11 protein-coding genes are annotated in these 12334 nt (G+C 64.1%); 2 read left to right on the top strand and 9 right to left on the bottom strand.

Annotation, left to right across the window (positions count from 1 at the left end; translation table 11 throughout):
• From rplC to rpsL, 6 genes are all read right to left on the bottom strand, one after another.
• Complete coding sequence (gene rplC, locus SB749_RS12010; RefSeq protein WP_101546942.1) at positions 1 to 675, bottom strand: 50S ribosomal protein L3; 675 nt, start codon at positions 673 to 675, stop codon at positions 1 to 3.
• Positions 676 to 686: 11 nt separating this feature from the next.
• Complete coding sequence (gene rpsJ / locus SB749_RS12015; RefSeq protein ID WP_009379191.1) at positions 687 to 995, bottom strand: 30S ribosomal protein S10; 309 nt, start codon at positions 993 to 995, stop codon at positions 687 to 689.
• A gap of 510 nt (positions 996 to 1505) precedes the next feature.
• A complete protein-coding gene (gene tuf, locus SB749_RS12020; RefSeq protein ID WP_410710531.1) occupies positions 1506 to 2699 on the bottom strand; it encodes an elongation factor Tu in 1194 nt (397 codons plus the stop codon).
• 116 nt (positions 2700 to 2815) lie between these two features.
• Positions 2816 to 4921: an elongation factor G gene (gene fusA / locus SB749_RS12025; RefSeq protein WP_410710532.1), complete on the bottom strand. Its 2106-nt coding sequence runs from the start codon at positions 4919 to 4921 to the stop codon at positions 2816 to 2818.
• A 99-nt stretch (positions 4922 to 5020) separates the two neighbouring features.
• Positions 5021 to 5491 carry a 30S ribosomal protein S7 gene (gene rpsG / locus SB749_RS12030; RefSeq protein ID WP_039206341.1) on the bottom strand — a complete coding sequence of 157 codons (471 nt, stop codon included), beginning with the start codon at positions 5489 to 5491 and terminating at the stop codon, positions 5021 to 5023.
• Entirely contained in the window at positions 5491 to 5865 is a 375-nt protein-coding gene (gene rpsL / locus SB749_RS12035; protein WP_025777935.1) for a 30S ribosomal protein S12, read from the bottom strand. Before rpsL ends, rpsG begins: the two co-directional genes overlap by 1 nt.
• Before the next feature lie 556 nt (positions 5866 to 6421).
• Here rpsL and SB749_RS12040 point away from each other — a divergent pair.
• Together SB749_RS12040 and katG are read left to right on the top strand one after the other, a co-directional pair.
• Complete coding sequence (locus SB749_RS12040) at positions 6422 to 6898, top strand: Fur family transcriptional regulator (RefSeq protein ID WP_410710533.1); 477 nt, start codon at positions 6422 to 6424, stop codon at positions 6896 to 6898.
• 120 nt (positions 6899 to 7018) lie between these two features.
• Positions 7019 to 9226: a catalase/peroxidase HPI gene (katG, locus tag SB749_RS12045; protein WP_410710534.1), complete on the top strand. Its 2208-nt coding sequence runs from the start codon at positions 7019 to 7021 to the stop codon at positions 9224 to 9226.
• A 106-nt stretch (positions 9227 to 9332) separates the two neighbouring features.
• Here katG and SB749_RS12050 read toward each other — a convergent pair whose 3' ends face one another.
• From SB749_RS12050 to SB749_RS12060, 3 genes are all read right to left on the bottom strand, one after another.
• Complete coding sequence (locus tag SB749_RS12050; RefSeq protein ID WP_410710535.1) at positions 9333 to 10016, bottom strand: hypothetical protein; 684 nt, start codon at positions 10014 to 10016, stop codon at positions 9333 to 9335.
• A 91-nt stretch (positions 10017 to 10107) separates the two neighbouring features.
• The gene (locus tag SB749_RS12055) at positions 10108 to 11619 is read right to left on the bottom strand and encodes a sensor histidine kinase (RefSeq protein WP_410710536.1); all 1512 of its coding nucleotides are present in this window, start codon (positions 11617 to 11619) and stop codon (positions 10108 to 10110) included.
• Positions 11616 to 12332, bottom strand: a complete 717-nt coding sequence (locus SB749_RS12060; protein ID WP_410710537.1) for a response regulator transcription factor — start codon at positions 12330 to 12332, stop codon at positions 11616 to 11618. The genes SB749_RS12055 and SB749_RS12060 overlap by 4 nt, the downstream gene beginning before the upstream one ends.
• Positions 12333 to 12334 lie beyond the last annotated feature (2 nt).

Consider the following 12334-nt stretch of genomic DNA (forward strand, 5'->3'; position numbering starts at 1 on the left):
TCAGGCCTCCTTCGCGGCCGAGCGAACGAGGACGACTCCACCCTTGGGGCCGGGAACGGCGCCCTTGATGAGCAGGAAGTTGTTCTCGTTGTCCACGGCGTGGATCGTGAGGTTCTGGGTGGTGTGCTTGACAGCGCCCATACGGCCGGCCATGCGCATACCCTTGAACACGCGACCAGGTGTCGCGGCTCCGCCGATCGAACCTGGCTTGCGGTGGTTGCGGTGCTGACCGTGGGAGGCACCGACACCGGAGAAGCCGTGACGCTTCATGACACCGGCGGTTCCCTTGCCCTTGGTCTTCGCGGTCACATCGACCTTGAGTCCGGCTTCGAACGTGTCGACGCCGAGTTCCTGGCCGAGTGCGTAGTCAGCAGCATCAGCAGTGCGCAGCTCGACGAGGTGACGGCGTGGGGTCACGCCGGCCTTCTCGAAGTGGCCTGCAGTCGGCTTGTTGACCTTACGAGGATCGATCTCGCCGAACGCGATCTGCACAGCGGGGTAACCATCGGTTTCCTCGTTGCGGACCTGAGTTACGACGTTGTTTCCGGTGGCCACGACGGTCACCGGCACGAGGTTGTTCTGCTCATCCCAGACCTGGGTCATGCCCAGCTTGGTTCCCAGAAGGCCCTTGACCTTGCGGGTGGTCGGGAGAGCGGATGAACGAGTGTTCGCCATTGCTGCCTCCCTTAGAGCTTGATCTCGATGTTGACGTCGTCAGCGAGGTCGAGACGCATCAGCGAGTCGACTGCCTTCGGCGTCGGGTCGACGATGTCGATCAGACGCTTGTGCGTGCGCATCTCGAAATGCTCACGGCTGTCCTTGTATTTGTGCGGCGAACGGATGACGCAGTAAACGTTCTTCTCCGTTGGCAACGGCACGGGGCCCACAACAGTCGCACCTGCGCGAGTGACGGTGTCCACGATCTTGCGTGCAGCACTGTCAATCACAGCGTGGTCGTACGACTTGAGCCGAATGCGGATCTTCTGTCCCGCCATGGCGTCGTCTCTTTCTTTAGTTGCTTCCGGCCATCAACTCGCAGAGCGTCTGTGACTCGCTGCCGTCTGTGCCGGCTGACCATGACCGACCCCCGAGGTCGGGCGTGTCGGCTAATCCTGGCGGAGAAATTCTCACTTCTCCCCCAAGCGCCGACGGCGCTTCTACTCACTGGCTGCTCGGTCCGAACCCGCATGGTGCAGATTCATCGATCCGATAGTGTTTCGGGCTGTTCGCGGTATCACTACCGCAGTGCAGGGGTCAACGCCCAAAACGCAACCTCACTATCTTGGCATAGAGCACTTCATCCGCGCAATTCCGGGAACGGTTCCTGTGAGGGAACTCTCAAGGACGGAGCGAATCCGATTCGTGCCGGTCGTCCATCAGCCGCCTTTCGATGACTCCCCCGTCTGCAGCATCTGGCCGGTTGCCGGCGGGTGCGGCCCGAACATGCGGAAGGGCCGCAGTTCCGAAGAACTGCGGCCCTAGCCGGTGGTACTCAGTGAGTCAGATCAGGCGTTGATCTTGGTGACTCGACCGGCGCCGACGGTGCGTCCACCCTCGCGGATAGCGAAGCGGAGGCCGTCCTCCATAGCGATCGGCTGGATGAGCTCGACCGACATGTCGGTGTTGTCGCCGGGCATGACCATCTCGGTGCCCTCAGGCAGCGTGATGACGCCGGTGACGTCCGTGGTCCGGAAGTAGAACTGCGGACGGTAGTTCGAGTAGAACGGGTTGTGACGTCCGCCCTCGTCCTTGCTCAGGATGTAGACCTGAGCTTCGAACTTGGTGTGCGGGGTGATCGAACCCGGCTTCACGATGACCTGACCGCGCTCCACGTCTTCGCGCTTGGTGCCACGCAGAAGCAGACCGACGTTCTCACCTGCACGGGCATCCGGCAGGGTCTTGCGGAACATCTCGATAGCGGTGACGGTCGTCTTGGACGACTTCTCCTTGATGCCGACGATTTCGATTTCGTCGTTCGGCAGGAGGACGCCGCGCTCGACACGACCGGTGACGACGGTTCCACGACCGGTGATCGTGAAGACGTCCTCAACGGGCATGAGGAACGGCTTGTCGACATCGCGCTCCGGCTCGGGAACGTTCTCGTCGACGGCTGCCATGAGTTCCTGGACGCTCTTGACCCACTTCTCGTCGCCTTCCAGCGCCTTGAGAGCGGAGACGGCAACGACAGGAGCGTTGTCTCCGTCGAATTCCTGGCTGGAGAGCAGATCGCGAACCTCGAATTCGACGAGCTCGAGGAGCTCTTCGTCATCGACCATGTCGGACTTGTTCAGAGCCACGACGATGTAGGGAACGCCGACCTGACGCGCGAGCAGCACGTGCTCACGAGTCTGGGGCATCGGGCCGTCGGTGGCGGCAACGACGAGGATCGCACCGTCCATCTGAGCGGCACCGGTGATCATGTTCTTCACGTAGTCGGCGTGACCCGGGGCATCGACGTGAGCGTAGTGACGCTTCTCCGTCTGGTACTCAACGTGCGAGACGTTGATGGTGATGCCGCGCTCCTTCTCCTCAGGTGCGTTGTCGACCTGGTCGAAGGCGCGAGCCTCGTTGAGATCCGGGTACTGATCCGCCAGGACCTTGGTGATCGCAGCGGTCAGGGTGGTCTTTCCGTGGTCAACGTGGCCGATGGTGCCGATGTTGACGTGCGGCTTAGTCCGTTCGAAACTAGCCTTTGCCACTGGGTTCCTCCTCGTGGTTGTCAAAAGATATGCGGTTCATATCTTAGACCTTTTGTTGGTTATCTTTCATTCCGGCGACCATGTTCTTGATCACCGGGGCGACCGGAATTCGGAGATTACTCTCCGCCGCGCACCTTCTGGATGATCTCCTCGGCAACAGCCTTCGGGACCTCCGCATAGCTGGAGAACGTCATCGAGTACACCGCACGGCCCTGGGTCTTCGACCGCAGATCACCGATGTAACCGAACATCTCCGAGAGCGGGACCACAGCCTTGACGACCTTCACACCGGAAGCATCGTCCATCGACTGAATCTGTCCACGCCGGGAATTCAGGTCGCCGATGACGTCACCCATGTATTCCTCAGGGGTACGCACCTCGACGTCCATGACCGGTTCGAGAAGAACCGGGTTCGCCCGCTGGACGGCCTCCTTGAAGACCATCGAACCGGCGATCTTGAATGCCATCTCCGAAGAATCGACATCGTGGTAGGCGCCGTCGACCAGAGTGGCCTTGACACCCACCATGGGGTAACCGGCGAGGGCACCGAACTGCATGGCGTCCTGGATGCCGGCGTCGACGCTCGGAATGTACTCGCGCGGAACGCGTCCGCCCGTGATCGCATTCTCGAACTCGTAAATCGTATCGCCTTCGACCTCGAGGGGCTCGAAGGTGACCTGGACCTTCGCGAACTGTCCCGATCCACCCGTCTGCTTCTTGTGGGTGTAATCGTACTTCTCGACAGTGCGACGGATGGTCTCACGGTAGGCGACCTGCGGCTTGCCGACGTTCGCCTCGACCTTGAACTCGCGACGCATGCGGTCGACGAGGATGTCGAGGTGCAGCTCGCCCATTCCGCGGATGACGGTCTGTCCGGTCTCGTCGTCAAGCTCGACCTGGTAGGTCGGATCTTCCTTGACGAACTTCTGGATGGCCGAGGACAACTTCTCCTGGTCGCCCTTGGTCTTCGGCTCGATGGCCACGGAGATCACAGGCTCCGGGAAGGTCATCGATTCGAGAGCGATCGGGTTCGCCGGGTCGCTGAGGGTGTCGCCCGTCGTGGTCTCCTTGAGACCGATGAAGGCGTAGATGTGGCCGGCGAATGCCTCTTCGACAGGGTTCTCCTTGTTGGAGTGCATCTGGAAGAGCTTGCCGACGCGCTCCTTCTTGCCCGACGAGGTGTTGAGCACCTGCTCACCGGACTTGACGTGACCGGAGTACACGCGCACATAGGTCAGCGAGCCGAAGAACGGGTGGGATGCGACCTTGAAGGCCAGAGCCGAGAACGGCTCGTCCGTCGAAGGCTTGCGGGTCAGCTCCTCTTCGTCGTTGCTCGGGTTGTGTCCGATCATCGGAGGCACGTCGAGCGGCGAGGGGAGGTACTCGATGACCGCGTCGAGCATGGGCTGCACGCCCTTGTTCTTGTACGCGGAACCGCACATGACCGGGAAGGCCTCGGACTTGATGACGAGTTCGCGGATGCCGGCCTTGACGTCAGCGGTCGTGAGCTCTTCGCCCTCGAGGTACTTCTCCATGAGCTCTTCCGAGCTCTCGGCGACGTCCTCGACGAGCTGCGCACGGTACTGAACAGCCTTGTCCTTGAGATCCTCGGGGATCTCGACCTCGGTCATGTCCTGACCCATCTTGGTCTCATCGGGCCAGATGTAGGCCTTCATCTCAAGCAGGTCGACGACACCGGCGAAGTCGCTTTCGGCTCCGATCGGCAGCTGGATGACCAGCGGCTTCGCGCCGAGGCGCTCCTTGATGGTGTCGACGGTGAAGTAGAAGTCAGCACCGAGCTTGTCCATCTTGTTGACGAAGCAGACGCGCGGAACATCGTACTTGTCGGCCTGACGCCACACGGTCTCGGACTGGGGCTCAACGCCCTCCTTGCCGTCGAACACAGCGACGGCGCCGTCGAGGACGCGCAGCGAACGCTCGACCTCGACCGTGAAGTCAACGTGACCGGGGGTGTCGATGATGTTGATCTGGTTGTTGTCCCAGTAGCAGGTCGTCGCGGCCGACGTGATCGTGATGCCGCGTTCCTTCTCCTGGTCCATCCAGTCCATGGTGCCGGCGCCGTCGTGGGTCTCACCCATCTTGTAGTTCACGCCGGTGTAGAAGAGGATGCGTTCGGTCGTAGTTGTCTTACCGGCATCGATGTGGGCCATGATGCCGATATTACGGACCTTGTTCAGGTCGCTGAGCACGTCAAGTGCCACGGTGTCTCTCTCTCAATCGATGATTTGCTCGACTCCCCCGTACAGCTGGCCGACGGAACTCGCGGACGAGGTCCGCCGACCGGCGCACAGGGCAGGCGATTACCAGCGGTAGTGGGCGAAGGCCTTGTTGGACTCGGCCATCTTGTGAGTGTCCTCGCGGCGCTTGACTGCTGCGCCGAGGCCGTTGCCGGCGTCCAGGATCTCATTCATGAGTCGTTCGGTCATGGTCTTCTCACGGCGCTGGCGGGAGTATCCCACGAGCCACCGCAGAGCCAGGGTGGTCGAACGAGCCGGACGAACATCGATCGGCACCTGGTAGGTCGCACCGCCGACACGGCGGGAGCGGACCTCGAGGGACGGACGGATGTTGTCGAGAGCCTTCTTCAGGTTGACAACGGGGTCGTTGCCGTTCTTCTCGCGGGTGCCTTCGAGGGCACCGTAGACGATCCGCTCTGCGGTCGAGCGCTTGCCGTCGAGCAGGATCTTGTTGATCAGCTGCGTGACGAGCGGTGAGCTGAAGACCGGGTCAACGACGATCGGTCGCTTGGGTGCAGGACCTTTACGTGGCATTACTTCTTCTCCCTCTTCGCACCGTACTTGCTGCGGGCCTGCTGGCGACCCTTGACACCCTGGGTGTCGAGCGAACCGCGGACGATCCGGTAGCGAACACCGGGCAGATCCTTGACGCGGCCACCGCGCACGAGCACGATCGAGTGCTCCTGCAGGTTGTGTCCCTCGCCCGGGATGTATGCGGTCACTTCGATCTGGCTCGAAAGCTTGACACGAGCGACCTTGCGAAGAGCCGAGTTCGGCTTCTTGGGGGTAGTGGTGTACACACGGGTGCACACTCCACGACGCTGCGGGCTGCCCTTGAGGGCAGGAGCGTCCGATCCTGCTGTATTGACATGCCGTCCCTTGCGGACGAGCTGTTGGATAGTCGGCACTAAGCGTTCTCCATTTGCTTCTCGATAGACCTAATTCCCAATGTCGGCCACGACCGCAGTCGTCTCTGTGAACCGTGGGACATATCCGACCGGACACCGGGTGAAGCTTGGCTCCCGATGCCAGTAACCACGCGAGTCATCGACCCCTGCGCCCGGGTGTGTCGCAAGGACACGGAAGCGCAGCGACGACTTCTCGGCGGCCTGCAGCGACGACTTCTCTCAGGGATTCCGGGCCTCACAGAACACCCGGCAGGATCGATCGACGACGCAGATAACACAATCAGTCGCCTACCAGAATATCTCTCTCGAGCACGTCTGGTCAAAATGGCGATCATCCATCTTACCCCGCCCTGCCGCGGAAATCACGCAGCGCATCGCTCGCCCTGACGATCACGCCTCTCACCTCGGACGACGCCGAACAACCACATCGCCCTCAACTGCAGGCGAACTGCACCACCCGGACACCGGCACTCACAGCGCGACCCACCGGCCGCCTCGGCGAGGACCTGCCGTCACTTTCCTTGACTCGTTCAAGAGAAGCAGGCATTCTGGTGCTGTGAACGGGACGAAGCATGAACACGACGAAGACGCTGCCGCGGCTCTGCGGCAGACGTCGCTGCGTGTGACGAAACAGCGGGTCGCAGTCCTCGACGCCGTGCAGGATCACCCGCATGCGGACACCGAGACCGTGATCCGCTCGGTCCGGGAATCGCTGCCGGCGGTCTCCCACCAGGCTGTCTATGACTCGCTCCACACTCTCACCGAGGTAGGGCTCCTCCGCTGCATCAAGCCTTCGGGCTCTGTGGCTCGGTACGAACGCCGCATCGGGGACAATCACCATCATCTGGTGTGCCGGTCATGCAGTCTCATCGTCGATGTCGACTGCACGATCGGTCAGGCTCCGTGCCTGACGCCGTCCCACGATGCCGGCTTCGTCATCGATCAGGCCGAAGTGACATTCTGGGGCCTGTGCCCTGGCTGCGCGGCCGCCGGTGCCCAGCGCACCGGCGACGATCAGTTCTCGGCCGTGTGACCCCCGCTTCCGTTCATCACCACCCGTCCTCTTCCGAGGACACGACTATGCCCTTTCTGCGAGGGTTGCCCATCCCGTCATCCGAGTCGTCGAACGCGACTCGACTGTGAAAGGAACACGATGACCCAGACGACCACCGGCGGCTGCCCGGTCGCCCACACTTCCACGGATCCGGCTGCGGCGCCGGATTCGGACCAGCTGGTCAACCCCGTCCAGGGCGATGCCAACGCTCAGTGGTGGCCCAACCGCCTCAACCTCAAGATCCTCGCCAAGGGCCAGCCCGCCCGCGACCCGATGGATCCGGACTTCGACTACGAGGCCGAATTCAACAGCCTCGACTACTTCGCCCTCAAGCAGGACATCGCCGACCTGCAGAAGGACAGCAAGGACTGGTGGCCCGCCGACTTCGGTCACTACGGACCGTTCATGATCCGCATGGCCTGGCACTCGGCCGGCACCTACCGCGTCCAGGACGGCCGCGGAGGCGGCGGCGAAGGCCAGCAGCGCTTCGCTCCGCTCAACTCGTGGCCCGACAACGTCGGACTCGACAAGGCTCGCCGCCTGCTCTGGCCGATCAAGAAGAAGTACGGCAAGAAGATCTCGTGGGCCGATCTGTTCATCCTCGCCGGCAACGTGGCGCTCGAGTCGATGGGCTTCAAGACCTTCGGCTTCGCCGGCGGCCGCCAGGACGTCTGGGAACCCGACAACGACGTGTACTGGGGCTCGGAGACCGAGTGGCTGGGCACCGACAAGCGATACGCGGGCAACCGCGAGCTGCAGAAGCCGCTCGCCGCGACCACGATGGGCCTCATCTACGTCAATCCTGAGGGCCCGGAGGGTGAGCCCGACCCGGCGAAGGCCGCGATCGACATCCGTGAGACCTTCGGTCGGATGGCGATGAACGACGAGGAGACCGTCGCCCTCATCGCCGGCGGGCACACCTTCGGCAAGACCCACGGCGCAGCGCCCGAGTCCCACAAGTCCGCCGATCCCGAGGCCGCTCCCATCGAGGAGCAGGGCCTGGGCTGGAAGAGCGACTTCGGCACGGGACACGGCAACGACACCGTCGGCAGCGGACTCGAGGTCACCTGGACCTACCACCCGACACGGTGGGACAACGAGTTCTTCCACATCCTCTTCGCCTATGAGTGGGAGGTGTTCGAGAACGAGGGCGGCCACGTGCAGTGGCGTCCGAAGGACAACGGCGGCGACGACATGGTGCCGATGGCCCAGGGCGACCAGCGTCGCGAGCCGCGCATGCTCACGACCGACCTGTCGCTGCGCGTCGACCCGGTCTACGAGAAGATCTCGCGTCGCTTCAAGGACGATCAGGGCGCCTTCGAGGACGCCTTCGCCCGCGCATGGTTCAAGCTCACGCACCGTGACATGGGCCCGCGCGATCGCTATCTCGGCCCCGAGGTCCCCGACGAGGATCTCATCTGGCAGGATCCGGTTCCGGCCGGCACCCAGCTCGACGAGAGCCAGCTGGAGGCGGTCAAGGCCGCTGTCCGCGATTCGGGTCTGAGCGTGTCCCAGCTGGTGTCGACCACCTGGGCGGCCGCCTCGTCGCACCGTGTCTCCGACATGCGCGGCGGAGTCAACGGCGGTCGTCTCCGCCTCGAACCCCAGCGCAGCTGGGCCGTCAACGAACCGGCCAAGCTCGCCTCGGTCATCGAGGTGCTCGAGGGCATCGCCGAGAGCACCGGCGCCTCCTTCGCCGATGTGGTCGCGATCGCCGGCGCCGTCGGCGTCGAGACGGCGGCGAAGAGCGCCGGTCACGACATCACCGTTCCGGTCTCGACCGGACGCGGCGACGCCTCCCAGGAGCAGACCGACGTCGATTCGTTCTCCTACCTCGAGCCGACTCACGACGGATTCCGCAACTACCTCATCGACGACCTGCCGATGAAGGCGGAGTACCTGCTCCTCGACCAGGCCAGCCTGCTCGGACTCACCACCACCGAGCTCACCGTCCTCATCGCCGGCCTGCGGGTGCTCGGTGCCAATTACGAGGATTCCGATCTCGGCGTCCTCACCGACCGTCCGGGTGAGCTGACGAACGACTTCTTCGTCAACCTGCTCGAACTCGGAAACACGTGGAAGCCGGTCGGCGAGTCCGACACGGCCACCGTCTTCGAGTGCTTCTCCGCCGACGGCGAGAAGCTGTGGACCGGCAGCCGGATCGACCTGCTCTTCGGAGCCAACTCCGAGCTGCGCGCCATCGCCGAGGTCTACGCCTCCGATGATGCGAAGGAGAAGTTCGTCTCCGACTTCGTCAAGGCGTGGACGAAGCTCGTCGAAGCCGACCGCTTCGACCTCAAGCGCTGAGGTCCGCCCGCGGCGAGCTCAGTGGTCTGAGAGGTCCCCTGAACTCACGGCACGAAGCCCCCACCGATTGCGGTGGGGGCTTCGTCGTATCCGGGAGTCCTGTTCGTCACTCGTCCCGGCCGAGGACGGCGAATCCGGTGAACATCTCATCGAAGTGCGTGACTGCCGCGTTCTCGATCGTCGTATCGTTCGTATCCGCCGAGGTTATGTCGGCGTTCGAATCCGATCCGTCGGCATCCGTATCGGATCCCGAGCCGGCAGACGAACCGTTCTGTGTGCTCCCGTCGGAGCCGGTTCCGCTCGAATTCGTCCCGTCCGAGGCGGGTCCGTCCGAGCTGGATCCGTCGGAGCTGGATCCGTCGGAGGCACCGCCGGAATCGGCGCTGCCGCTCTGACTTCCCGCCATGCCGTCGGACTGCCCACCGGGCATTCCTCCGTCCTTCGGCTGACCGCTCGGCGCGCCTCCGCCGCCTTGCTGGCCGCCCATTCCGCCGGGTCCGTTCTGGCCTCCTGGACCCTGGCTCGTCTCCGAATCGTTCGACGCTGTTGCCGCCGACACCCCGATCGCTCCCCCGGCGAGACCGCCGACGACGAACAGGGCCGAACCGGCGAGCACCGCTGGGACGAGCGGGACTCTCCGCTTCTGCTTCCGCGGTCCTGCGGTGCTGCCGAACTGTGTACTCTGCGCAGACTGTTCGTAGGGGTTCACCCACGGCCGCGGTCCGGCCGAACTCTCCGCGCCGTCGTGGTCCCGGATGCCGTCGCGGTCGGTGTTGTGGTTCTCGGTCATGGAATCTCCTCTGGTTGTCAGTGATTCCACTTTCGGTCCGTGCGCTGTAGCCCTTCCCAGCCGCGCCTGTGACCAGCCTGTGCGATTCGACTCAGGCAGCGGGCAGGCGCAGTTCGAAGGTCGTTCCTGCTTCCGTGCTCGACATCGAAATGCTGCCGTGCATGAGATCGACGAGACCGGCGGCGATCGCCAGCCCCAGCCCCGAGGAACCTCCCTTGGCTCCGTCCTGCCGTGCCCGCGAGGGGTCCCCACGCACGAAGCGGTCGAAGACCCGGTCCCGAATCTCGTGTGGGATGCCCTGACCGTCGTCGCTGATGCGGATCGACACGACGTCGCTCGGCAGCTGCCCCGACACCGGTTTCCGCAACGCCTGCGCCTCAACGTGCACGGTGGTGCCCGGGGACGTATGCACGCAGGCGTTCGTGAGTACGATCGACACGACCCGACGGACCTGGTCAGCCGCTCCGCGCACCTCGAGGGCCTCCGGTGGCACGTCGAGGGAGATCCTGTGGTCGGGATTGACCACATGGGCATCCTCGACGAGCTCGACGAGCAGCGATGACACATCGACCGTGTCCTCGCTCGTCGGCTGACGACCGGCCTCGAGTCGGGCGAGGAGAAGGAGATCGTCGACGAGGGAGGACATCCGCATCGCTCCTGAATCGATCTTGCCCAAGGAGGTGGCCACCTCGGCGGGCAGAGCATCACGGTACGGGCGGGTGAGGTCGGCCCAGCCGCGGATCGTCGCGATCGGCGTGCGCAGCTCGTGGGAGGCATCGGCGACGAAGCGGCGCATCTGCTCCGTGCCCCGGTAGCGCTCGTCGAGGGCGGTCCCGACATGGTCGAGCATCCGATTGACCGCAGCCCCGACATCGCCGACCTCTGTCCCGGGAATCGCGAGTTCGGACGGTACGCGCAGCGCGAGCTCAGGCTTTCCGGCACTGAGCTCGAGGTCCGTGACCTCACGCGCGGTGCGGGCGACGTCCCTGAGATCACGCAGCTGGCGATGGATGATCACGGCCATGAGACCGGCGGTGATCAGGACGCCGATGAGAACGACGACCGAGGTCGTCCATGCGGTGCGATCCAACGCGGCATCGACGCTGCCCTGCGGAACCCCGTAGACGGTCCTCGTTCCGTTTTCCTCGAAGGCCACGACTCGATAGACGCCGAACCCGGGCACACGCACGGATTCGTGGCTGGCCTCGCTGGTCCCGGGCTCGACCGACAGCAGAGCCTCGATCGCGTCCGTCGACAGGGACCGGGGTCGGTTCAGCCCCGCCTCGGCGATGAGCCCCTCTCCCCCACCGCCGGAGTCGACGACGGCGAGCGCGCCGTCACCGACTCCCGGCTGGAAGAGGAAACGCAGAGCCGAGTCGACCGCCGACGTCGATTCGGTGCCGGGTCCCGCACCCGGACCCGACCCTGGTCCCCCGCTGCGCGCATGCGAGGTCATCGACGTCAGCTGCTCGTCGAGGTCGGACATCAGAGAGGTGCGCACACTCAGCCACGAGGCTGTGCCGATTCCGGCACCGACGAGCAGAAGCACGAGGCCGGCGAGGACGATGAGCCTCGTCTGCAGCCGCCACCGCCGCAGTCTCACTGCTCCGCCCGCAGAATGTAGCCTGCCCCGCGCTTCGTGTGGAAGAGGTTCGGCAAGTCCGGGAACGGCGCGTCGATCTTCTTCCGCAGGTAGGACACGTAGAGTTCGACGATGTTGCCGTTGCCGCCGAAGTCGTAGTCCCAGACTCGGTCGAGGATCTGCGCCTTCGACAGGACCGCCCGAGGATTGCGCATGAACAGAAGCAGCACCTCGAATTCACGGGCGGTGAGCTCGATCGGCCGGCCGTCACGGGTGACTTCATGCGAACGCTCGTCGAGTTCGAGGTCGCCGACTCGCAGCACATCCTCGTCGTCGGCCGGTCCCGCCGGGACGCTGCGCCGCAGCCGAGCTTCGATCCGTGCGATGACCTCGTCGAGGTTGAACGGCTTCGTCACATAGTCGTCCCCGCCGAGGCGGAGGCCGGTGAGGCGGTCATCGACCTCATCCCTTGCGGAGAGGAAGACCACCGGGGTGTCGATGCCCTCTCCCCTGACCTTCTCGATGACGGCGAAACCGTCGAGGTCGGGCAGCATGACGTCGAGGACGATCGCGTCGAAGTGCTCGCTGCGGGCCAGCGCCACCGCCTCACGACCCGTGCCGACCCCCTCGGCTTCCCACCCGCGAACCCTGCAGGCCATGACGAGGAGCTCAGCGAGATTAGCTTCGTCGTCGACGATGAGGATTCGTGCCGGCGGGTTCTCTGTCGGAGTCATGG

Origin of the sequence: Brevibacterium sp. SIMBA_078 (genome assembly GCF_046534565.1) — a bacterium.
Taxonomy (GTDB): domain Bacteria; phylum Actinomycetota; class Actinomycetes; order Actinomycetales; family Brevibacteriaceae; genus Brevibacterium.